This is a genomic window from Novosphingobium humi, from assembly GCF_028607105.1.
GTDB classification, from domain to species: domain Bacteria; phylum Pseudomonadota; class Alphaproteobacteria; order Sphingomonadales; family Sphingomonadaceae; genus Novosphingobium; species Novosphingobium humi.
In genome coordinates this window covers 671,555-693,150 of the sequence record NZ_CP117418.1, presented here as the reverse complement: position 1 = coordinate 693,150, position 21,596 = coordinate 671,555, and the positions used below count along the sequence as shown (strand labels likewise).

Sequence of the window (21,596 nt, the reverse complement as noted above, 5' to 3'; positions counted from 1 at the left end):
GGAGCTAAAGTCGCGGAAGGCGGTTACCAGTTCTTGCGAATGCCAAGGCTGATGAGCCTGCCAACCGGCGAGTAATTCGTCGTGTCATAAGGGGCGTCATAAGCCGCACGGGTACGGGTGATGTCCGGGCTGGCATTCGTGATGTTCTGGGCTGAAAGCGCGATTTCAACGTCATCGAGCGCGCCGCCTTCAAGACGCAGACGACCGCCCAAATCCAGCGTCGCCATTCCGCTGACCGGCGTTGCCGGTGTGTAGCGGGTGTCGCTGACCCCGCCGATGTAGTTCACGAAACCGGCGAGAGAGGCTCTGGGCGAGTCCCAGGCCATACCGACACGGCTGCGAAAATGGGGCGGGTTATAATAGGTTCCTGCCAGCGCGATTGTACCCGCGCCGGGAAGCAGTTTCTGCTCGCTGTCGAGATAGCTGGCGGTAGCCGACAATGTGATGCGATCGCCGTTGCCCATCGCATGCTGATATTCGGCAGAAAGGTCGATGCCGCGCAGCTTCTGCGTTGCAATGTTGAGATTGCGATCATCGACGATCGCCACCACATTCACAGGATTGAGGGCCGCGCCCGAGTAATTGTAAACGACCTTGTCGGCGAGTGCGTTGGTGACCGCCGATGCTGCGGGATTATAGGTCACAATGCTGGCATAGGCTGGATTGGAAAGCGACTGCTGCGGCAGTGAAATGGGCATGATGACCCGATTACGATACCTGATATCGAAATAGCCCAGCTCGATTTTGAGGCCGCGCACCCGCGCCGGATGGAAGGCGAGGCTGGTGGTCCAGGTGTCGGCGCGTTCGGGCGAAAGGTCGGGCCGCCCGCCGAGCAGAAAGATCGCGGTCGATCCGGTAGGATATCCGCTCCCGCCCAAGGTTCCGACGGCATAGACGCTGGCGCTTTGCGCGGTATATCGCTGATACAGAGTGGGAACCTTGAAGGATTGACCCCATGATCCGCGCAGGTCAAAATCCCCGCTGGGCGCGTAAGTGAAGCCAAATTTGGGCGTGACGACCTCATCCACACCGGGATAATTGTCATATCGGGCTGCTGCGCTCAGCGCGAGCGAGCGGATGAAGGGAATATTCTGCGAGGCTCCGATCAGCGGAATGTGCAATTCGGCAAAACCATAGCGCTCTGCCTGACTGGCTCTGAAATTGCTGGCGGCATACATACTGTCCTGACGGAACCGATCCCGGCGATACCCACCGCCCACCGCCAGTTTCGCCATGCCGCCGGGTATTTCGAGGAGCGGGCCGTCGGCCTTGAGTTCAACCGATACGGCGGTGTTGCAGGTGCAGGTCAGCTGCGTCGTCGAGGTGGTTCCGTTGCTCGTCAGTTGCTGAACCAGCCTGGCCCGGTCTTCTCCGTACATGCCTGAGAGAGAAACCAGCCAGCTGCCCGGGGCTGCCCATTGCAGCGATGGGGCTACAAAAAAGGACGATGAACGCACGCGCGAGTCATAAGCCGGGGCATTGGCTGCGGTGCTCAGCGAATAGCCTCGCTGATCGGTGCGCCAGTTATAGCCGCCATCCAAGCTGAATGTGAGGCTTTTTGCGATATCCTGATGCAGGTTGATGATCACGCTCTGGTGCTGGATGAAAGGGTAGAGAGTCAGGCCGGGATTAGTCACGGCGGCATAGGAGCGCTGCGAGGCGAGGATGGCGGTGTCTTTGCCATATTCATAAGCGACCACCGCGCCGCCATTGCGCCAGCTTTTTCCGGCAAGGATGTTATACTGCTGCTGCCGGTCACCACCTTCTGTCGCAAGGCCGAAGCGGGCGCTGGTTGAGAGGCCCTGATAGTCGCGCTTGAGGATGACGTTGGCCACGCCCGCCACCGCGTCGGAGCCGTAAAGCGCAGAGGCGCCATCGGTGACGATTTCGATCCTCTCGATGGCATCGATGGGGATCGCGGAAATATCGACGCTCTGGCGGTTGCCGCCATTGGCCACGCGATGCCCGTTGACGAGGGTCAGTGTGGCATCCTGCCCGAGGCCGCGCAGATTGATCGAAGTTCCCGAACCGAAATTCTCGCCATTGGCGACCGGAATGCCAATGCCGATGCCCGGGTTCTGGCCTCCGGTGAAATTCTGGGGTATCGATCGCACCACATCACCCAGATTGGCATAGCCCGATGTTGCGATCTGCTGGCTGGAGATGGTGATCAACGGCCCGGTGGCGGCTGTGCCGCGGATCTGGGATCCGGTGACGACAATGGCGGAACTGCCCGCATTCACTTCCTCGGATGTCGGGAGAAATCGCTCCCCGATGAGGATACTTCCACCGCGACTGGTGGCCGTCAGGCCGGAATTGCGCAGCAGGATGTCGACAGCTTCGCCTGGCGTATAGGTGCCATCGAGGGCAGGGGCGCGTTTGCCTTTGACTGATCGCCTCTCAAACATGATTTCCTGATGCGATGCGCGACCGATGGCCCTGAGCGCGGACCCAAGTTCCTGCTCGGGAAGATGGTATTCTTGTCTGTCGTCTGGCCCGGCCATCGTCGGCGAGAGCACCGCGATGGCTGAAAGGGCGATTGTGGAACTCAGGATGTACTTTCGAATATTGGCCATACTAACCCCCATGGCGCCGATTGCCTTGAAATTCGGCGTTCAGGGGGAGCGACAATCAGCGGGGCATGTTTATGAGGGGGGCTGACAAATATTTTGCCGGCCCGCCGGACACGAGCGGGCGAGGGACAAGCTATTGGGAGAGGCAACCAGCGTCAGTCCCAGAAGCCCTGCAAGATTTTGCGCAAGATGCTTCGTATCTGTCACCCGAAATGTACCTGAGACCCGGATTTCGTTCACATCGTCCGAGGCGGCAACAAGAGGCTGGCTGGCGTAGCGATTAGCATCAGCGATCAGATCACTGAGCCGGACATTCTCATAGTCGCGCAAGCCATCCGGCCATTGCGCATCGCCATTGTTCGCGTCCGAGGCCTGCGCCAATTGCAGCACGCCGCCTTCCTCAAGCGATATTTGCTGACCGGGCGTAAGACGAAGCGGAGGGCCGCCCGATTGCCCTCTGGCGTCAGCCATGGCGACATCGACAGCTCCGCGTAGGAGGTGCACCTTGATCCGGCGATCATCGGCCACGGTCACATCGAAAATGGTACCGCGCGCCGTCACGGTGCCGCCGCCTGCCGATACAACGAAGGGGCGGGCCTCGTGGGCCACTTCAAAACGGGCATGGCCGCGAACCAGGCGCAGATCGCGCTCAGTCTTGCTCAGGGATATCAGCAGCAGGCTTCCGGTATCGAGCGTGACGGTTGAGCCATCGGCAAGTTTGAAGAAGCGAATTTCGCCAATGGCGGTCGCGAGCTTTTGGGGCTGGGCGCCTGACGGAAGAGATACCGCAATCGGTGGCGGTGAAGCGAGGTTGCCGGCAGGAATGTCGCCGTACCAGTGAAAGGCCCCGATTGCGGTCAGCCCGACAAGAGCGGTGCCGACAAAAGCCAGGTACATTCTGCGCCGGTTTTCTCCTTGGGGCTTCGGCAGATCCGGCTTCTCGGTTTCACTGGTTTCATTCAGAAATTTGCCCAGGCTGAAAGTCTCGGCAATCCGGTTGTAAGCCATTCGCTGTACCGCGCCGCGCGCCAGCCAGGCTTCAAATTCCTGACGGCGGGTTTCGGCATCGGGGCCGCGCATGATGGTAAACCAGTCGGCCGCCTCATCGCGCAATTGCCCGTGAGAAGGCGGTGTTTGAGCTTCTTCCATCATTCCTGTTCCAGGGCAGCGTCAATATGCGCGAGCGCGCGTGCCACATGATATTGCACGGTCGGGATGGAAAGGCCCAGCCTTTCTCCGATTTCCCTGTAAGGCAGCTCTTCGACCCGGTGAAGGAGAAAGACTTCTCTGGTCTTGTCAGGAAGTTCGCTCAAGGCCCGCCGATAGATCCGCATCACGTCTGCCACCTCGAGACGGTCACCCTGGTCCGGTGGCATCGCGTGTTCATAACCGTCATCGAAGGACACGTGGAAGCGTCCAAGCCTGTTTTCCAGCCGCCGAGATCGATTGAAGAGCAAATTGCGGGCAATGCGCTGCAAATAGGCTGCCGGTCGCTGCGGAATATCTTTCGCCATGGCGCCGACCAGTCTGGCAAAGGCTTCCTGCACGAGATCGCTGGCGTCATCTCCGCTGCGCAGGCGCGAGCGAAAATAGCGCCGAAGTCTGGGTGCCTCCACAGCATAGATTTGACCAAGATCGGTGGTCTCTGCCTCCTGGCCATCACGGCGGACAGGTTCATTCACCTGCCGCGCCCGGTCGGGGCGCTCGGTATAAATAGCCATGAAACCACGGATCCTCACAGCACGGCAGAGAGTCCCCGGAAAGCAACCGGAGTTCATCTTGGGTGAGGTGGGCCGTGTCGTCGCCTGATCGGACGACCAGCGCCCGACGATAAGGTCGAGCTTCGATATACCTGACAGGACAATCCTGCGGGTGGCTGCCAGCGTTCCAGCCCGCGCGGGTCAATATGTGACCAATCGGGGACTCAATCAAGTCTTTGGTATTGAAGGGCGCTTAATACGTACAAGGTCACGCGCGCAAATTCCTGATGCTGTAATGCCAACTTTGAATTCTGCGGAAACTTGTGTTGCTGACGATGAGAAGTGGGGTGAAACGCCCAAACAAGGGCGGAACTCGATACGGCCTGGATGAAAGCGACTATTCCGCTTCCGCTTCGAGACCAGAAGGCAGGGTCAATTCGCCTGCGTAAAGTGGCGCTCACAGAAAACCTCATCCGCTGAACCGGGGAGGGCCTCGCCCGACTGGCGAGAAAGCAGACCTTATACAATTCCTCTATCCTGCGCGCCTTTTGCGCAAGGAGGGGCGCCGATGGGCTCCGGCAAGCCGATAATGCGGGGGACACTTTCTGGCTCCAAAATCGCGGGCCGATCAACACCTGATCAGAAGGACTGGAGAGGGGGGAGCGGTTGTGGGGGCGATAATTGGCTTCGCCCGGACCAGGAGATATCCATGAGCTTACCAGCTTCTATTCAGCCAAGGGTTGGCCCTTCGCTGATCACCCGCGTGACCCGGCTCTACAACGGCACTATCGCGGATTGTCTGCATGAACTTTTGCAGAATGCCAGGCGAGCCGGTGCCGGCGCGATTGGAATCGATGTCGAAGACATCGATGGCGTGCCCACGCTCTCGATATGCGACGATGGTTGCGGGATCGATGATCCCCGCAATCTGCTGACGCTGGGCCAGTCGGGCTGGGATCCGGCCATGGCTGTGCGCGAAGATCCCGCCGGTATGGGCGTGTTCAGTCTTGCCGGACGTAGGGTGACCGTTCGATCATGGTCGCGTTCGGCGCAGGCTGGTTGGCAGGTGACGATCCCGGACAATGGCTGGGAAGGGCAGATGCCGCTGGCCATCGAACCTGCCAATATAACAGGCGGTACGCAGATCTTTGTCGCATTACCTGCCCAATGGGCCGAGGGGATCGATGTCGCGGTGAAACAGGCTGCCCTTCATTTCCCGCTGCCGGTCCATTTTCGCGGCGAAGAAGTGAAGCGCGAGGACTTTCTGACCGAGGCCCTTCACGTGGAAACCCATCAAGGCGTTCGGATCGGCGTGTTTCACTCGAATGGCCGGCCACATTGGAATGTGCCTCGGATCAATTTTCATGGGGTTACCGTGCCATGCAGCCATGAGGGCGTCAGTGAGGTCGATGGCTTTTCCTTCTGGCACGCCAAAGTGGACATCATCGATGCGCCAGCCTTGCAACTGGTCCTGCCCGCCCGCAAGGAAATGGTCGAGAACGAAGCGCTCAATCAGCTTCGGACCGCGATGGAAGCGGCCATCTATCGCGCGATTGCAAGGCAGCCCGCGCATCGTCTGCCCTTTAGATCATGGCAGCGTGCGGCCGAGCTGGGGATAGACCTGCCTGAGGCAGCGGCGTGGCTTGATGGCTGGATGCCAAAGCTCGCGGACAGTACATCTACACCGGCGGGTCCCAAGGTCGCTTCCAAAGAGATGATGATCGTTTCTCACTCCCAAGCCGACCTTGAGCAGGCCGCAGCCCCGATCATCGGAAATGCCGGCTTGATGGGCAGGCAAACCGTGGACCCCGAACCGGCATTTGAAGGGTACAGCTGGTATGATCGGCTGCCACGCATCACCGCGATTGATTTCACCTTCGACCATGACGGCAAGTCCTGGATCTATGGCGACAGCTCTGCTGAATATCTGCCTCCGGATATGCCTGCCAGCCGGGTCGCCAACCTGATGCTCGACCTCTCGATTGCCGGCGATGGCGGCGACCATGCTGCCACATGTGTCAGGAGCTTTGATATTCCGATGCTGGTGGCAGGCAACGACACCAATTCGATCGATGAGGCAGCCATCCTCATCCGCGAAGGCGCTGATGTGAAGCCCGATGATCTGGTCCGGCTGATGGAAGCGAGCCTGTTTTGCGCCAGCGAGGATGCCGATAGCGATAGCTGGGAAACGCAGAGGGATCGCTTTTGTGCCGAAGCCCGAAATCTGGCCAATACGCTGTTGCTGGGCGAGGAAGAGGCGCTGATCGCCCAATTGCGCGAGGCAGTGTTCGGCCATGTCGTCTGGCTGATCCCGCATGGGCGCCAGATGCTGGTGACCGCTTCGACGGGGACGCTTGAGCTGACCCTCTCTCCGCAGGTCTGAGCCATTTCGCCAACCTTCCTCGATTCTATTAACCATGGAGGGCTTTATGCGCCTTGCCAAATATTGCGTCTGTTCGACGGCTCATCTGCCAGCCGCAGAGCGTCGGGCTTTTGATTGTCTTTTCGCGACCGCGCCTCGGCGAGCGGGGCGGCTGATTGTGGACCATGACGTCCTTTCCATCGAAGCGCATCAATATGGTTTTGCTAATCATCTGGGCTTTTTCGACGATTACCCTGATCGGCCCGATGACGTGTCGGCGACGTTCTGGGCCTTGCTGACCCTCGCCAGGAGCTGTGGAGCTGACTGGCTCTCGTTCGACCGCGATGAGCCGCCGATGGCAGACTTGCCGGTTGATCCTGAGGATGAGGAAGGCGAAGGCATGGCGCAGCCCAAGATCGTGCTGTGCGGGCAATGTCGTGGTGACAATCTGATCTGCGATGCTGCGGCGCGTTGGGATAAGGAGGCGCAGGGCTGGGTGGTCGAAGCGGTCTTTGGGGAGGCCTGGTGTGACACCTGTGGGGACACGCACTGGCTCGAAGTATCCGGCACAGGCCTTCCGGACGGGCAGGAGGCTAGCCATGCGTGAAACCAGCCTGTTCACCTGTTCGACTTTCCACCTGCCCATCGCGGAGCGTGAAGTCATCGAGCAAATGATCCGGGCTTCCTCCCGCAACGAAGAGGGACGCCTTGAGGTTCGCTACCCGGACCTTGTGATCGAGTCGCACCTCGATGGCTTTTTCGTGCATAGCAGCGTGGCCGGATGGGCGTCGGCCGAGCGACCGGAAGCGATTTCACCTGCATTCTGGGCCATTCTTGTCTTTGCCGCTGAAGCGGGGGCGTCATGGGTATCCTTCGATCGCGAGGTGCCTGCGAGCGAGGACTGGCCCAGCTTTCCGTAACCTATGCAATGCGGTCTCTATGCTTTGGGCTGCGAGGCCGTTCACGACAGTCCGCGTCTGCTGTCAGAACAGGGCTCCAATGGGCCAACAGCGCCTTGGTATACTTTGCTCGTATGTCGGAATTGGCGCGAAGAGCGGGCCGGGCATTGTGACAGACTGCGCTTTTCCCGGGCCAGGCAGCCTATCCACATATCGTTGAAGGCAGCGCGGATGGTTTATTCTGCTGCAGGTTTCGCCAGCTGCCGAGAAGGGCCAGTTCGGTCTCATCCTGCCGCTTAGGGTGCGTCTTAAACCATGGCAGTCGAGATCCGAGGCTTGCAAATCAACGATGCTGGAAATATCATGCTCGAGGCCTATCACTGGCACGCAGCCCGCCGCCGCGAAGTCGTTGACGACAGTGAATTCGCAGATTGATCCTTTCCGGGTTTTCCATTGGTCCCGGAGGTGTTTGGCGGGCAACACTTCCATAGGCCAGGAGAACGTCCGTGGATATATCGCCGATTGTTCCGACCAGCATTGCAGGCATCAAGCGACTCGCGAAAGTCTATGCCAAGCGGTTTGCCATTCCGCATTATCAAGCGCTTGATCGGGCGGCCCGGGACGCTGGTTTTTCGTCTTATGCCGTGGCTCTTTGTAACATCCTTCGGCCTGCCAACAATAATGAGGTGGAAGCCCCTAAAAAGCGTTCTTCCCGAAAAACGCTTCTCGTCCTGGCCCGCGAAGCGTTTGAGGTCGGCGACTATCCCACCGCCAACGCTCTGGCCCGCCGCGTTCAGAAGAACAATTCCCGGGAGCTTGCCGCGTATGCGATCATTGCCCGTACCGAAACGGACGATTTCGAACGTCGCTGGGTGCTTCTCAAAGGCGAACGTGCCGCGCAAAAATTGATAACTTCGGTTCCGATTTCTCAGCCCGGATTTATGGCTCCCGAGCATTTTAGCCATTTTGCGACGAACCGGACACTGCTCGCCCGTGATTATTGGCGGGCGGGTCCAAGGCAGAACAGGCATCTGGCGCTCGATATGTGCAAGGAGGTTTTGTGGCGCGACCTTGAAGATCCCAATGGCCTGCGTTTTGATTATTATGGGTGGTGTATGGAGCTTCAGGCGCATACGGCAGCGGCAGGTATGCTCGAACTGCGCGGTCCTCAAGACGTCCCATTGGACGAACTGCAGAAGATGATCTTTCTCATGCAAACCCGTGGAGATCATTCGACGGCGGGCCGCTTAACGGCACTGGCTGCTGAGGCATGATCGCCCTCGAAATGCAATCCTATAGGTCTTGGATCGGCTGACTTGAATCGAGCCGGGCTTTCACCACAACGGGATTGGTGGCCCTTCCTATCATTCGGCGCCAGATTGAAAGGGACGCAGGGGCATCTTGAATTGCGCCTTTGATAGGATTAAATCCCATTCAGCATCTCAAGGATGGTTCCATGCGCACGACTCAACAATTCAGCATCACATTGCCGATGGAAATGGCTGCGCAGGTCCGCGCCAAGGTCGCTGCGGGCGAGTATGCCAGTGAAAGCGAAGTGATCCGTGACGGCCTGCGGGCCCTGCAAGCCCGAGACAAAGCCCTTGAAACCTGGCTGCGCAACGAAATTGCGCCTGTCTATGATGCGCTTAAATCTGACCCTGCTCGTGTAAGATCGATCAGTGACGTGAAGGTCGCGCTGGCCGCCGAGCATCATAACGACCCCAAAACGCGCTGATCAATGTCGCACCGGGTTGTATTCGCGCCGGAGGCGGAAGCCCAACTGGTCGCCTTGTATCGCTATATTATGCAAGAGGCGTCAGGAGAAATCGCCGGGCGCTTTACGGATGCGATCATCGAGCACTGTGAAGGGCTTGCGGCTTTCCCGCATCGCGGGACGCCACGCGATGACATTCGGCCTGGCCTGCGCACCATCCCGTTTCGTCGCCGAGTGACCATCGCCTATGCGGTGGACCCCGAACAGGTGGCGATACTCGGTGTCTATTATGGTGGGCAGGACTTCGCTGCCGGTTGGGCTGACGATGAACAGCAGCACTGATCCCAATGTGGGGAGTCCTGCTGAAATAGCCGACTGTCGCGGGCCCAATAGAGAGTACCCATTGGCAACTTGATCGTTGAATGACCAAGGTGCGGCGCCAATGGCGCCGAACTTTTGGGCCCCGGGAGGACACCGTCCAGCACCGGTCGTCGTTCTTGTCTTTTCAAGACCTCCAAGCAAAACGGTGCCCGTCCCCCCAGGGGCAGGCGCCGCTGCGTATCCATCCATGCCGCGCGTCACGCTTCCTGTGCGGCAGGAACCTCGGTTTTCGCAGTCGATTTTTTCGCTTTGGCACGTTTGGCAGGGACAGGCACTGCCTCGAGCGTAACTGCCGGTTTCGGATTTGCCACCTTGCCCTTGACCGTTTTAGCGGCGGCGGCCTTCGTCTTGGTCGGCTTAACGGCTTTGCTTCCGGTGGCCTTACCTTCAGTCGATGAGGTAGCTTTTGCCTTTGCCGTGCCGCGCTTGCGTACGCTCGTGCCATCCGGGATCGGATCAGCAGCAGGCGCATCGAGAGTGTCTGCGGCGCTCGTTAGGACCTCGGGTTCACGCGCCATACGCCGCTTTCTGGTCGCCACCGGTTTTACCGGTTCGGCGGACACAGTCGCATCGGCGGGCGAAACGCCCTCTTCCTTGATCTTCTTGGAGGTACGCGGGGGTTTACCCTTTGTCTCGGCGGCAGGTTTCGCCTCGGTAGGCATCGGCGAGATCGTGGTCGAGGCAACAGGGGGCTTGCCCGTTCTGGCCTTTGACTTGCGGGCAACGCTCTTTGCCGTCACGTTCGAAGCGGCATCGTCTTCCGTCGCCGGAAGCGCCGCCTCTTGCGTCTCTGCAGGAGCGGCGACCGTTCCGTCGGTATCATCGAGGCGAGCAGCACTCTTGCGGCCAAGCCCGATCTTTTCGGCGATCTCGCGGCGCATCGCGGCAAAATTTGCTGCGACCATCGGGTAATCGGGCTTCAACCCATAGCGCACGCGATATTCATCGGGGGTCAGTCCGTTGGTCGCAAGATGCCGTTTCAATGTCTTGTATTTGCGCCCATCGATCAGACTGACAAGATAGTCGGGCTTGATCGAGGAACGCACCGGTACCGCCGGTTCGTAAGCAACGACTTCGGGCACAGGCTCGGCTGCGGGCGCTTCGTCCAGCCCGACAATAGCCAGATGCATGGACTTGAGGAAAGCAGGAACATCTTCGGCAGCAGGATTTACATTGGGATTCTGGAGCCAGGCGATGGTAATATCGCCCGCCAGTTCGATGAAGTTGGGCGCACCCTCAGAATTGTTCTCGGCCATGATCGTCCTCAAGCAGATGAGGGACGCGAGGGTTAGACATCCTGCAGTATCAGGTCAAATATTTGTCACACAAAACGCCGTCTAGACCCCTTGGGGATCTGGATGCGCGATATCAATCAAACATGGACCGACTTCTTTGCGTGTACAGGGCATTGGTCATTCCCATGCCAATGCGCAAAGGAGGATGTAAAGGTGGCGCAGCAATCGAGGACCGTCGGGGATGTATCGCCTCCGCCGCCCTTTTCCTGCTGGCCTTCCGCTGAGCGTCGGTTATGGCTCATGCAAGACCCGATCATACCACTGATGGACATTTCCGATGAAAACCAACCGTGCCCTTGAAGCCGCGCGAGCAAGGGAAGATCGGGAGAAATGCCGCGACTGGCTGATCCCGCATATGAGCGACGGCAAGCCCAAGCTGCACACCAAGGATGGCTATCGCGATCTGGCCCGTCAGGAGTTCAGCTTCTCGAGCGCAGCCTTCAACGATGCCTGGATCTGGGCGGTGGAGGACACAGGCCGTCAGGACTGGTACGAAAGCAGGGGGCGCAACGAAGAAGCCTGATCCGGTCGTCCTGCGCTAACCTAAGGCGCCATCATGCGGCGCGGTCTGCCCCCTGATCGACCACCTCCGTCTCAGAAACAGGTGTTTAGCGACCTGATTAGAATCGCCCATAGTGGCTCCTGGTTCAGAAAAGTTGGGGCTATTTTCTGCCTAGGTGTAGACCCACGAGCGCCTATGACGGTAGCAGCGCAAACCATGAGTATCATAGCAACCATCATGAATTCGTCGACTGGCTTGGCCATTCAGAAAATGAAGTTCGAGCGCATGCCCAAGCCCTGGGTGACGCTTCATCTCGAATCGGGTGAACAGGTTACCGCCGACCGTGTCCATGTCGGCAAACCAGCGCCGGGCAAGTTCATCACTCCGGTTGAAGTCTGGGTAACGCCAAAGGGATAATCACGAGCTGCCGTGCTTGGCGGGAACCATCGCCGCCCTTATAACGGGCATTCACTCCTCCAGATCCAACCATTGGAAGCCGCCGTTCGTTTATCTAGTCACGCGTAACTAGCCGTTTTGCGGATTTGGCCTGCCATTGGCTCCACGAGCGGGGAGCCCGTTACCTATTACTTGCTTCGTAGCGCAGTCGGCCTAATAGGCAGAGCGCTGTGATGTGCCAGCCCTGTTGCCGGCAGCGATGTCCTCATCAATCTCAAGGACAGCTTGAATGAGTGCGGGCAATGTCGTCCCTTGAAAATCGGACCACGCGAGGCTGACATTGGCTTCCTGCTGCTCAGTCGTAAGGGTTTCGGCGAGCTTGGCAGTCAGTACGCCTCCGATAGCGGCCGCCCGTGAGATCAGAATTGGCTCCGGCGGTGCTCGGCGATGATGTCCTGGAGACAGTCGACGCCATCGCTGGAGAGAGCAAGAACAGGCTCATCGCCCGTGCCGTAAACCCAGATCAGTCCGTCTTCGGTGTCCATCTGGTCGGTGAGGTCAAAGAGGAAGTCCTCATCTTCGCCCAGGTCCAGTGCGACCCTGGTGAGGGTCGTGACGGCATAGACCTTGTTTCTCTGCATCAGGCGGCCAATTCTGCAATTTGAGTCTGCTGGGCTGCTTTCCAGTTCCACGGAAGCAACTCGTGCAACTGGCCTTGGGGTATGTCAGCGATGCGGGCGAGAACGTCGGTAAACCAAGCCAGCGGATCTATGCCGTTAAGCCGGGCCGAGCCAAAGAAGCTGTACATCATCGCTGCCCGCTCACCGCCGCGATCGGAGCCGACGAACAGCCATGCTTTTCTGCCTCGAGCCACACCGCGCAGCTGCCGTTCGGCCGCATTGTTTGTGAGACAGATCCTGCCATCGCCAAGGAAGGCGGTGAAACCCTCCCAGTCGTTGAGCATGTATGCGATGGCCTTGGCAACAGCATCGTGACGCGAGAGCAAGCCAAGATGCCTGCGCATCCAGACTTCGAGATCGCGCACAAGCGGGGCAACGCTGTCCTGCCGAACCTGCAGGCGCTGGGCGGCGGATTGGCCATTGATGGTGTGCTCAATGGCAAAGATCCGGTCGATTTGCTCCAGCGCCTCCATGGCAAGAGGTGAGACGATAGGCGGCTTGCCCTTTTTGCGTTTGAGTTGGCGCGCGACATCGACCAGTTCGAAGAACTGGCGACGTGAATGGGCCCAACAATTGGCGCGGGTCATGGTGCTTTGCCGGAACATTTCATTGAAACCGGCAAAGCGATCAACCTGAAGGATGCCGCCATATCCGGCCAGATGACCACGGGGATGTTCTCCCTTGCGATTGCGGGAGTAATAGCAGACCACGCCGGGCGGCGAGAGCCCGCCAAAGGGGCTGTCGTCGCGCACGTAATCCCAGATTCTGGCGATATCGGTCTTGTATCTGGCCAGCAGCGGCAGAGTGGTGTCGTCGGCATGGAGCCTGTCACCGCCCAGAACATGGGCTTCAAGGAGAAGGAACAAGGGCCTTGTCACGACACTGATGGCACCGATCTGGTCCGCCAGTGTCGAGAGACTGATCGGAATGCCTTCGGCTTCAAGCCGGTCGCGCTGAGAATTGAGCGGTTGGTGGAGACCATATTTCTGGAAGGCGAGGTTGGCGAGAAAGTGCGGCCCGAACATGCCGCGCGGCGTCACATGGAATGGCGCCGGGGGCTGGCTGATTTTCTCGCAACGACGACAGGAGACCTTCTCGCGGATCGTGCGGATAACCTTGTGGCGCGCAGGCACCTTCTCAAGCGTTTCGGTGATGTCGGCGGGTAAGCGGCTGAGACTGCCCGAACCACAACAGGGACATTGTTCAGGTGCCGGGATCACGATGTCTTCACGCGGCAGATCGGCTGGAAAGTCCCGGCGCGTGGCGCGCTTGCGGGTGAATGGGGCAACGCTCGTGGTTCTGGCCGCAGCGATCTGGCCTTCCATCTCAGCCGCACTGGCATCGGCCTCTGCTTCCTCAAAGGCGATCTCGAACTGATCAAGCACCCGCCGACGTTCGGAACTCGCGCCATATTTATCGCGGCGCATCTTCTCGTTCATCAGCTCAAGATGTGCGTTACGAGCCTGCAGATCGGCATTGACGGCCCGAACTCTGGCCAGTTCCGCTTCCGTCTCGAGAGCATGAGCCTGCGCACAGGACAACTCGGCGCGCAGGCGTGACAGCTCCTGGGAAGGCTCAATTGCGGACATGCGCCCGCATAGCAGAAATTCGTCAAAACCCCAGCATTTTCGCCATTTTCAGCGCCATTTCACCTTTCAGGAAAGCGCCCGAATGGGGGCTGAGTGCATCAACCAACCTGTGCCGGGCGCCAGGTTTCCTGCGGCGCGCGCCAGTCGATCCCTTCGAGCAGACATGCCAGTGCCGAGGCCGGGATCGCCACGGTTCCTTCCTTTGTTGCCGGCCAGACGAACCGCCCCCGCTCCAGGCGGCGGATGTATAAGGACATGGCAATCCCGTCATGCCACAGGATCTTGCACAAAGATCCGCTTCGTCCCCGGAAGACAAACAGGTCGCCGGTATGCACGTCCTTCCTGAGTGCCTGTTGCACCTGCAATGCCAGTGAGCGCATGCCTCGCCGCATATCGGTATGTCCCAGCGCTAGCCAGATCCGCGCATTGCCTGAAACGGGGATCATCGCGACAGCGCCTGCAGGACAGCGGTTGCCAATGGCAATGGCGCATGTTCGCCGATTTCCACTTCCGCTCCGTTCAGGCACACCCTGATGGCGCAAGCCCGGCGGGCAACTTCAGGTGGATCGGGCTGCACGACGACTTGCGCAAAACCTTGCGTTCCACCGTCCGGCGTAAAGCCAAACTCCTTGCGCCACCGGTAAAGCTGGCTTGGATGCACATCGGCCGCCCGCGCAACATGGGCCAGAACCGCACCAGGGGCAAAAGCCCGCGCCAATAGCGCCAGCTTCTCTGCATCATCCCAAATCCGACGGCGCTCCGAGCCTGCAAAAACCGTTACTTGTCCCACCACTGATCCTTCGCACCAGTACTAACACCAGAGCTAGCACCGGGGCCTAAATCCACACCGGATGGGCATCCACAAGGCGGCCGCTATCGGAGGCGTACGGCAGTCATGAGGTCGCGGCTGAAGATAGTGGACCATTTGACACCCATTGGCTTCACCAGCCCGACGAACACATCCGGCCGGTTTTTCGCCCCCTCATATAGAGCCGCCCGATGGGCGGCATCACCCGGTCCCATTACCAACGAAAGCATCAGTCGTCCTGACCTTGCGGAATCCCGTTTCACTTCAAATAGTAACCCGCGCCCCGTGCGGCTCCAGTCCTTGGGATGGCTCTTGTGGGTCAACCTGCCTTCCCATCGTTCGGGGAGGAATCTGAGCATCGACGGCCCGTCTGTGTCGATAATAAGGCCGTCCGTTGAGCGCACTCGCTGGGCGATGAACTCTATGAGGTTTCCAGCCTGCGGGCGGCTCTCGAAGATGAAGTCGAGGGCTTCCTTATGTCGCTCATAGAGTTTGGCGGCCAAGCCGCGCAGATGCTCGTCGTCCACGATGTTCTTCCTCAACATATCAACATAATGCTCGATGATCAGGCGGGTCGCATCGCCAGCGGTGGGTTCGGCGGCAATTGCTTCCAAGGTCTGGGCAAGCGCAGAGTAGCTCAGCGGCCAATAGGCGTCGTCATCAGGCGGTCCACCGGCGGGGGTCAGGAACAGATAGAGCTTGCGGTAGTCGGGATATTCGGCGGCGATCCGCTCGCGGTAGCGCACGAGCTGCCCGTCGCCCACCTTAGCGTGAATCTTGTTCTCGATGACGACGATAAGCTTCAACTCCTCGATCTCGATCAGGAGGTCGATGGCGTAGCGCTCACGGTGGACGATGGCATTGTCGAGATCGCCGACGATGAGGTCCAAAGTGCTGATAGGTCGGGCCTCGGATGGGATCGTTTCAAGGGCGCGGCGCAAGATCCGTTCGAGTGGCCTAGCCCCAAGGCCATGTGGGCGATTGGGGGCGAGGAGATAGCCGAGGAAGTTCGAATGTTTGAGTTCGCCGTGCACCGCACCCAAGGCTTCAAACAGGTTGAAGCGACTCATGCGACCCTGGATTTCGTGGAAGTCTGGGTCGTCGAGCAGCGTACTCAATCGATCATCAATCACCCATCGCCTCGCAATTCTCTGTTTCCCGACGATAGAGGTGAACAATTGAGCCAGGGTCAAGCAGGAACATGGGCCAAGCGCTAACAAGGGCCGCCCTCATTTCAGATGTTGATGGGCCTGGGCGGCGGCATCGGACGCAGTCTTTCGTTCACCGTCGCCGCGAGGCTTTTGAGGGACGAGGGCTGGGACCTTCCCGCCGTTCCTGCGGCAATGTGCTGATGATGCCTTTCAGCGGAAGCAGACATGGAAAAAAGGCTGTATGCTTGAACTGGTAAGCTATGCTCGGAATTGCCTAGATTTCGGATCCCAGACGATCGGATTCTCGATCCTGAAGTCGGAGCGAATGACTGCCAAGCCGTCCGGAAAGACGGCGCCCGATTGACTACCGTCGTCAGCGCGTGTCACAAAGTCAACTTCTCTGTCGATCGGTTGGATTGCAAAATCAGCCGATGCGCTGTCGACCGACAGGAATCGACCAAGGACCGCACTGGCGATTGTCTCCTCGATTGCGAAAATCGGAAGGCGCTGCCCGAACAAGTAGCGCCGTCGCGCACGCTGGGAGATGGATGGGGGAAGCCGTGCAAATTCGTCGTCCCACCGCCATGCTGGCCAGCCTAGCGATGCAAGGCCGGTCAGCCATGAGCGTCCGCCCCACTCGATGCGAAGGAATGGAACGTCGTAGCGACCATCCGCCTCGCCTCCACGCAATTGCTCTCCGAGCTGTGCGCTGTGGGCAAGCGTGAAGGCGGTGGCATAGTTCTGGCGCTGAATCGTGCTCGACGGCTGTGATCTCGACCCACCGCCACCGACCGCAACTGGAACCGCTGTATGATGGATGAGCAGTTCGGCCTTGGTCGTCGAGGTCAGCCAGCCGCCGATGCAATAACCGTGCGACGCGTTTGCACCGCCGACCGTGAAGCCGAGATGCGGTTCGACCTGATCAGTATAGCCGGTGTCGACTGTGCCATCGAAGGCGGTCAGTCGCGCGCTTCGCGTTCCCTTTGACTCAACGAGCGCCACGCCCGTGCCCGGTCCGTCGAACACAAAATCGGGCGACTTTGCGACCGCCGTATTGCCGCCCCCGACATTCTCGAAATGATCGGACCATACATAACCCTCGTTAATCATCTGGAGATAAGCGAGGCCCGATGCGACCGTCCCAGCAAAATAGCTTTTGACGAAATCCTTGAAGTTCGCGGCGCCGCTCAGGATCGCGAAATCGCTGCTTACATCATCAACATATTGCTCGACCAGAGCCGCGATCATCAGCGATTCCGGTGTCACCAGCGCCGGATTGATCGCATGCAGATGCCCGCAGCGGGCCGCGGCGCCATAGAGATCGAGAGGCCCAAAATTGATTTTGCTAACGCCCGGCACTCGGCCGACGATCCCGCTGCCGCCAGTCGGATGGGCCGTGGCGCTGTGCAGCGAGAGGTCCTTAATCTTGCTCGTCCAAGTCATCGCAGTGATCCTCGGCTCAGAATGTTGGAGAGATCTGCATCTGCGGCAGCGGGCGCGGCGCTCCAACGGTGAAATCCGGGCCCAAGTCCTCCCAATCCTTGCCCCGCTCCTCCAGGCACTTGAGCAACGCCTTGGCAGCCTCCTGTCGATCAGTCGAACGGAACTGATAAGAAGGCGGGGACGGCTTGCCGGTCCGAGCCGTCCTATAGGCATTAGCATAGTCCGCGATTGGCGGCTTCGAGTCTGCGTTATCGGCAATCCGGATCGTGTAGCGTTGCAGCGCGGAGGCGAGGTTCCGCCAACGAATCCAGTAGTGATTGTCGAACGGAAATGCGGCGAAGGCCCCGCCCGCCTTAGTGCCCTTCTCAGAGATGCTGGTTAGGATCTTCTGCGGCATATTGAGGTTCATGCCGCCCTCATCACTTGCCAACGGTACGGGAACGATGCGATCGCGCTGCCCCGGCGCGCGGGCAAGCAGGAGGTCACGCCAATTCTGCATCGTGCCAATGATCCCGAACAGGAAGCTCGCGATCTCGGCTGCGGCGACCGGCTTCGCGATCGACTGATAGGTACGTTGCCAGCCGGCGTTGTTGCTCGTCGGTAACGCGATTTCGGGCGCTGGCCCGTCGTTGGGCCCGGGGTAGACTAGGTTGATCGCGAATGTCGGCCAGACCGGCAGCGGTGCGTCGAACAGATGGACGGGAAAGTTGGAGCTGATCCCGCCATCTGAGAACCAGCACACCCGAAAACCCGTGATGGTCCGTCCCGCCGCACGCCGGCCGCCGCTAGTGAGACTGTCAGTGCTGTCGAGGATGCTTCGCTCCGTCGGATTTTCCCCCTCATCACCCTTCGCCGCATCTGAGGTTTCGGTCGCTGGACTCGTATCCCAGTTCGCAGGTTCATGGAGCGGGACGGCGCTGATCAAGAGTGGAAAGCTTAGGCTCATCCGCATGCCGACAAGCACCGGCAGATCACCTCCGTCGACAAGCCGGTAGAACTGGCCGCCATCGCATGCGATCGGCTCGCCCGCCCGTTCGACCAGCCAAGCGACGATATCGGCTGGGAACAACTTGGCGAACTGATCGTGACGGAACCAGAAGCGCCCATTCTCGAATGGCAGGGTCCTAGGCTCGTGATGCGAGACCGAGGTGGTGATCATTTGGAGAGCAAGCGCCTTGGGCGTCTTGGGCTCATCCTCGTACCGCGGGGCGTTCCAGAGATCGCAGAAAGTAAGAGGCTCGGCTGACGGTTTGCCCGAAAGATCTTGCAAGACACTGTGCAGCCAGTCGGTAAGTGCCGGTTCACCTCTCCCGAACCAACGCTTTCGGTGCAACCCGCTGCAAAGGCCCAGCAGATTGCCCCGGACGACGTGGGCGACCCGGAGAAGCGCGGCAATTATGCCCCCGATATAGGCGCAGAGGATGGCAGGCAACGCCGCTGCCCAAAGGCCGTGCTTGCCATCGGCTAGGAAGGCGATCCCGAACAGTACCGCGAGAAGGAGGACCATCTCGATTGGCGCGATCGTGACAACTGCAACAATCAACGCAGCGCCCTTGCTTACCGTGCTCGCGTTGCCGGTTAAGCGAACTAGCAACCGATAGGCGCTGCCGGCTCCCCGGGCGGGCTGGAACAGCTTGTAGATGAAGCCTTCGCTGGCGAGCTGCTTGGCGACGACCTCGAGGCCCTCGAAACCGACCCTATCGGCGGGGCGCTGGAGCGCCTGCTTCGCCGCCTTGCAGCGATCACCATAGGCTGCCGCAGCGGACGCCGCCGCTGCAATTGCGCCCGCTGACGTGCCACCGATATTCTTGAAGCGATAGTCGCGTGCAAGCGCTAATACGGCATTGGGATAGACGATCCCACTCGTAATGCCGCCCTTCATCACCAGGTCGCAGTATTTCATGGCCGCCCCCTTAAATGCCTCCGGGACTTTTAACCGCAATTGCGCTACCGTTCGATATAAATCGAACATCTCGGTCTCTAATTAAACAGGGCTTCGACTCCGTTATAGAGCGGCGACTGAACCGCCCCGGCTGTCGCGAAGGCATTTTGAATTGAGTCATGTGGCCATGTCGAGGGTCTCTATGGCTGAATAGCATTTTGCCTCGGCCTCGGTGGGTGGAATGTAGCCGATGGGGGGCAATTTTCTCCGTTACAGCCACTGGAAACTGAAGACATTGAACGGCTGGATAGCGCCGAACCCAATTCAATTTCCAGAATTGTCGGTTTGATCGGTCTTGGCGAGCGTCCGCTCCACCCAGAGTCCGAACAGAAGCAAAGTTTGGATGACCCAAAGGCAGGTTGTCGAATTGATGCTCGCTACCGGCAGAATTCCATAGGCGAGATCATTTCGCAGATTATGACCGCGTGGATCGGCATAAAGGGTGTGCAAATGAAGCACCATGTCCGCGCCATAGGAACCAAGCGCTTCGGCCGTCTCCTCCTGGAAGAGCAATTCGCCTAGTGTACTGACCATTCGCGCTTTCTTCATCTGAGGATGGGGCTTCGTGGTAGGTCTACCAAGTTTGCTCATCATCAAACGAAACGCGGCTTCGACCTGCGGCACGAGGATGTGCAAGGCTTTCGAATGATCGTCCGAGAGCCAGGCTTTGACGCCCTTATCAAGCAGCAAGCCGTCTCCGAACAGCCCGGCACGGTTGGCAAATTGGACGATGTCATCACTGGTCAACACATGGTGTTGGCACGCCCGATCAACAGCCCAATGGACCCACGGCGCGTGAAGCCCGAGGTGGCGGTTAGCCTGCATCATCAAATGGCCAACCGGATCATCATCGAGCGACCCGACTTGCGCGACGATGCGCTCGCCTTGCAGCATAGTCTGCGGAATGTTTGTCGAGAGCGGAAAATTCTTCGCCGCCGTGGCCAGAACGGCCTCAATCTCCGCGCGCCGCAACATGAAATTCCCGGCGAGGCGGCTGAAAGTTTGCTCCTTTGTCCCTGCGACTATCTGACCCAGAAAAGCCTCGGCATCTTTCTTGGGGATCTCAATGCTGTGCTCATGGGCTGTCATCTGCTCTGTCGACGCAAGGTTGGCGGCTTCGACCAGGTGCAGAATCCTGTTTGCATCATCAATCATGCCAGCTTGGCGATATGCATCCATGCTTGTTTGGAGAACTAGTGAGGCCAGCATCGCATCGGCCATGCTCCCGAAATGCTCGAAGGTGCGGGCAACCGTTACATGGAGCGCCTTAACGCGCGTTTGCTCGCCCATTCGTTTGCAGTAGCTAATCAGCATATTCGCAGCACGTTCAGCGTCGTGCGGGTTGAAGGTATCGGACGCCGACGCATCGGAAGTGCGCGCCAGCACAGCTTCGAGGTCGCCAATGATCTGCAAATTTTCATCGGCGGTCAGGCCGGATTTGGATTGTGTCTGGAAATAATCAGGTGCCCGCCACCACGGTCCACCGGAGATAACCGCCGCCTTGTGAAGTGACAGCAGAATATGTCGCGTCGCATCCCGACGTTCGGCATCGGCAATCTGTATGGCAAGCATCAACGCACGCTCGGCTTTGGCGAAAGCGTCGTACACGTCGCGTCCGCTTTGCCCAGACATTTCCAGATAGGCATCAATGGCCTTTCGCCCCCAGGCGACGTCCCGATTTTTGTTAGCGAGAAGCTTACCCAAATCCCAAACGAGATCACTGTAACGCGCGACCAGCACGGCGGCGGTACAATTCATGGCGCGCGCCTTCCAATGGTCGAGAATTGCCGCGTCAGCTTCGGTCACGTCGGGAAAATAGACAATCGATCCATCGGCTCTGGTGCCGGAGCCAATCGGACCAAACCATGTTCCCCAAGGCTTTTCGTGATGGTCGTTGCCGACCAGGCTGAAAGCAAGATGCTCCGCCCACGCTCCCTTGTGTTCAGCCTCTGTAGGCGTTTCCAGTGCCTGTCGCGCAACCGTCAGGGCCGACCGCACGTCCATCGCGGTGTAGGCATCTCGCCGGCTCTCAAAATCGGCAATCACTGCGTCGATCGACGCAGGGACCACGAGGCCCGATGTCGCGAGTGACATTTCGGGTTCAACATTCATGCCGCCGATTATCCCATGCTCTCCGACAAAATGAATAGGATTATCTCGG

General features: G+C 59.1%; 20 protein-coding genes. 8 read left to right on the top strand and 12 right to left on the bottom strand.

Annotation, left to right across the window (positions count from 1 at the left end; translation table 11 throughout):
• Positions 1-23: 23 nt before the first annotated feature.
• The 3 genes from PQ457_RS18985 to PQ457_RS18975 form a co-directional block, all read right to left on the bottom strand.
• Complete coding sequence (locus PQ457_RS18985) at positions 24-2,576, bottom strand: TonB-dependent receptor (RefSeq protein ID WP_273619386.1); 2,553 nt, start codon at positions 2,574-2,576, stop codon at positions 24-26.
• A gap of 69 nt (positions 2,577-2,645) precedes the next feature.
• Positions 2,646-3,725: a FecR family protein gene (locus PQ457_RS18980; protein WP_273619385.1), complete on the bottom strand. Its 1,080-nt coding sequence runs from the start codon at positions 3,723-3,725 to the stop codon at positions 2,646-2,648.
• Positions 3,722-4,294 carry an RNA polymerase sigma factor gene (locus PQ457_RS18975; RefSeq protein WP_273619384.1) on the bottom strand — a complete coding sequence of 191 codons (573 nt, stop codon included), beginning with the start codon at positions 4,292-4,294 and terminating at the stop codon, positions 3,722-3,724. Before PQ457_RS18975 ends, PQ457_RS18980 begins: the two co-directional genes overlap by 4 nt.
• 547 nt (positions 4,295-4,841) lie before the next feature.
• Between PQ457_RS18975 and PQ457_RS18970 the strand changes: the two genes are divergently transcribed.
• From PQ457_RS18970 to PQ457_RS18945, 6 genes are all read left to right on the top strand, one after another.
• Positions 4,842-6,656, top strand: a complete 1,815-nt coding sequence (locus tag PQ457_RS18970) for an ATP-binding protein (protein ID WP_273619383.1) — start codon at positions 4,842-4,844, stop codon at positions 6,654-6,656.
• A 46-nt stretch (positions 6,657-6,702) separates the two neighbouring features.
• A complete protein-coding gene (locus tag PQ457_RS18965; RefSeq protein WP_273619382.1) occupies positions 6,703-7,242 on the top strand; it encodes a DUF5983 family protein in 540 nt (179 codons plus the stop codon).
• Positions 7,235-7,555 carry a DUF5983 family protein gene (locus PQ457_RS18960; protein WP_273619381.1) on the top strand — a complete coding sequence of 107 codons (321 nt, stop codon included), beginning with the start codon at positions 7,235-7,237 and terminating at the stop codon, positions 7,553-7,555. The genes PQ457_RS18965 and PQ457_RS18960 overlap by 8 nt, the downstream gene beginning before the upstream one ends.
• A 485-nt stretch (positions 7,556-8,040) precedes the next feature.
• Positions 8,041-8,808 carry a hypothetical protein gene (locus PQ457_RS18955; protein WP_273619380.1) on the top strand — a complete coding sequence of 256 codons (768 nt, stop codon included), beginning with the start codon at positions 8,041-8,043 and terminating at the stop codon, positions 8,806-8,808.
• Positions 8,809-8,990: 182 nt separating this feature from the next.
• On the top strand, positions 8,991-9,269 hold the full coding sequence (locus PQ457_RS18950) for a ribbon-helix-helix domain-containing protein (RefSeq protein WP_273619379.1): 279 nt from the start codon (positions 8,991-8,993) through the stop codon (positions 9,267-9,269).
• 3 nt (positions 9,270-9,272) lie between these two features.
• Positions 9,273-9,590 carry a type II toxin-antitoxin system RelE/ParE family toxin gene (locus PQ457_RS18945; RefSeq protein ID WP_273619378.1) on the top strand — a complete coding sequence of 106 codons (318 nt, stop codon included), beginning with the start codon at positions 9,273-9,275 and terminating at the stop codon, positions 9,588-9,590.
• A 236-nt stretch (positions 9,591-9,826) separates the two neighbouring features.
• Here PQ457_RS18945 and PQ457_RS18940 read toward each other — a convergent pair whose 3' ends face one another.
• Positions 9,827-10,885, bottom strand: a complete 1,059-nt coding sequence (locus tag PQ457_RS18940) for a MucR family transcriptional regulator (protein WP_273619377.1) — start codon at positions 10,883-10,885, stop codon at positions 9,827-9,829.
• A 316-nt stretch (positions 10,886-11,201) separates the two neighbouring features.
• Here PQ457_RS18940 and PQ457_RS18935 point away from each other — a divergent pair, with 316 nt between their 5' ends.
• Together PQ457_RS18935 and PQ457_RS18930 are read left to right on the top strand one after the other, a co-directional pair.
• The gene (locus PQ457_RS18935) at positions 11,202-11,447 is read left to right on the top strand and encodes a hypothetical protein (RefSeq protein WP_273619376.1); all 246 of its coding nucleotides are present in this window, start codon (positions 11,202-11,204) and stop codon (positions 11,445-11,447) included.
• Positions 11,448-11,642: 195 nt separating this feature from the next.
• On the top strand, positions 11,643-11,843 hold the full coding sequence (locus PQ457_RS18930; protein WP_172343384.1) for a hypothetical protein: 201 nt from the start codon (positions 11,643-11,645) through the stop codon (positions 11,841-11,843).
• Between the two features lie 398 nt (positions 11,844-12,241).
• Here PQ457_RS18930 and PQ457_RS18925 read toward each other — a convergent pair whose 3' ends face one another.
• From PQ457_RS18925 to PQ457_RS18890, 8 genes are all read right to left on the bottom strand, one after another.
• Positions 12,242-12,463 carry a hypothetical protein gene (locus tag PQ457_RS18925; RefSeq protein WP_273617546.1) on the bottom strand — a complete coding sequence of 74 codons (222 nt, stop codon included), beginning with the start codon at positions 12,461-12,463 and terminating at the stop codon, positions 12,242-12,244.
• The gene (tnpC, locus tag PQ457_RS18920; protein ID WP_273617545.1) at positions 12,463-14,091 is read right to left on the bottom strand and encodes an IS66 family transposase; all 1,629 of its coding nucleotides are present in this window, start codon (positions 14,089-14,091) and stop codon (positions 12,463-12,465) included. Before tnpC ends, PQ457_RS18925 begins: the two co-directional genes overlap by 1 nt.
• A 98-nt stretch (positions 14,092-14,189) precedes the next feature.
• Positions 14,190-14,537, bottom strand: a complete 348-nt coding sequence (gene tnpB / locus PQ457_RS18915; RefSeq protein WP_273617544.1) for an IS66 family insertion sequence element accessory protein TnpB — start codon at positions 14,535-14,537, stop codon at positions 14,190-14,192.
• On the bottom strand, positions 14,534-14,881 hold the full coding sequence (locus PQ457_RS18910) for a transposase (protein WP_273617543.1): 348 nt from the start codon (positions 14,879-14,881) through the stop codon (positions 14,534-14,536). The genes tnpB and PQ457_RS18910 overlap by 4 nt, the downstream gene beginning before the upstream one ends.
• 83 nt (positions 14,882-14,964) lie before the next feature.
• Positions 14,965-16,017 (bottom strand): PDDEXK-like family protein, encoded by a 1,053-nt coding sequence (locus PQ457_RS18905; RefSeq protein WP_273619375.1) that lies wholly within the window; start codon positions 16,015-16,017, stop codon positions 14,965-14,967.
• Positions 16,018-16,308: 291 nt separating this feature from the next.
• Positions 16,309-17,493 (bottom strand): hypothetical protein, encoded by a 1,185-nt coding sequence (locus PQ457_RS18900; RefSeq protein ID WP_273619374.1) that lies wholly within the window; start codon positions 17,491-17,493, stop codon positions 16,309-16,311.
• A gap of 16 nt (positions 17,494-17,509) precedes the next feature.
• Positions 17,510-19,396 (bottom strand): patatin-like phospholipase family protein, encoded by a 1,887-nt coding sequence (locus tag PQ457_RS18895; protein ID WP_273619373.1) that lies wholly within the window; start codon positions 19,394-19,396, stop codon positions 17,510-17,512.
• Positions 19,397-19,699: 303 nt separating this feature from the next.
• On the bottom strand, positions 19,700-21,547 hold the full coding sequence (locus tag PQ457_RS18890; RefSeq protein WP_273619372.1) for a DUF4209 domain-containing protein: 1,848 nt from the start codon (positions 21,545-21,547) through the stop codon (positions 19,700-19,702).
• Positions 21,548-21,596: the final 49 nt, after the last annotated feature.

Excerpts from the sequence above, each read along its gene's own strand:
- PQ457_RS18985 (WP_273619386.1), bottom strand. The coding sequence starts at position 2,576 with ATGGCCAATATTCGAAAGTACATCCTGAGTTCCACAATCGCCCTTTCA.
- PQ457_RS18980 (WP_273619385.1), bottom strand. The coding sequence starts at position 3,725 with ATGATGGAAGAAGCTCAAACACCGCCTTCTCACGGGCAATTGCGCGAT.
- PQ457_RS18975 (WP_273619384.1), bottom strand. The coding sequence starts at position 4,294 with ATGGCTATTTATACCGAGCGCCCCGACCGGGCGCGGCAGGTGAATGAA.
- PQ457_RS18970 (WP_273619383.1), top strand. The coding sequence starts at position 4,842 with ATGGGCTCCGGCAAGCCGATAATGCGGGGGACACTTTCTGGCTCCAAA.
- PQ457_RS18965 (WP_273619382.1), top strand. The coding sequence starts at position 6,703 with ATGCGCCTTGCCAAATATTGCGTCTGTTCGACGGCTCATCTGCCAGCC.
- PQ457_RS18960 (WP_273619381.1), top strand. The coding sequence starts at position 7,235 with ATGCGTGAAACCAGCCTGTTCACCTGTTCGACTTTCCACCTGCCCATC.
- PQ457_RS18950 (WP_273619379.1), top strand. The coding sequence starts at position 8,991 with ATGCGCACGACTCAACAATTCAGCATCACATTGCCGATGGAAATGGCT.
- PQ457_RS18945 (WP_273619378.1), top strand. The coding sequence starts at position 9,273 with ATGTCGCACCGGGTTGTATTCGCGCCGGAGGCGGAAGCCCAACTGGTC.
- PQ457_RS18940 (WP_273619377.1), bottom strand. The coding sequence starts at position 10,885 with ATGGCCGAGAACAATTCTGAGGGTGCGCCCAACTTCATCGAACTGGCG.
- PQ457_RS18935 (WP_273619376.1), top strand. The coding sequence starts at position 11,202 with ATGAAAACCAACCGTGCCCTTGAAGCCGCGCGAGCAAGGGAAGATCGG.
- PQ457_RS18930 (WP_172343384.1), top strand. The coding sequence starts at position 11,643 with ATGAGTATCATAGCAACCATCATGAATTCGTCGACTGGCTTGGCCATT.
- PQ457_RS18925 (WP_273617546.1), bottom strand. The coding sequence starts at position 12,463 with ATGCAGAGAAACAAGGTCTATGCCGTCACGACCCTCACCAGGGTCGCA.
- tnpC (WP_273617545.1), bottom strand. The coding sequence starts at position 14,091 with ATGTCCGCAATTGAGCCTTCCCAGGAGCTGTCACGCCTGCGCGCCGAG.
- tnpB (WP_273617544.1), bottom strand. The coding sequence starts at position 14,537 with ATGATCCCCGTTTCAGGCAATGCGCGGATCTGGCTAGCGCTGGGACAT.
- PQ457_RS18900 (WP_273619374.1), bottom strand. The coding sequence starts at position 17,493 with ATGACTTGGACGAGCAAGATTAAGGACCTCTCGCTGCACAGCGCCACG.
- PQ457_RS18895 (WP_273619373.1), bottom strand. The coding sequence starts at position 19,396 with ATGAAATACTGCGACCTGGTGATGAAGGGCGGCATTACGAGTGGGATC.
- PQ457_RS18890 (WP_273619372.1), bottom strand. The coding sequence starts at position 21,547 with ATGAATGTTGAACCCGAAATGTCACTCGCGACATCGGGCCTCGTGGTC.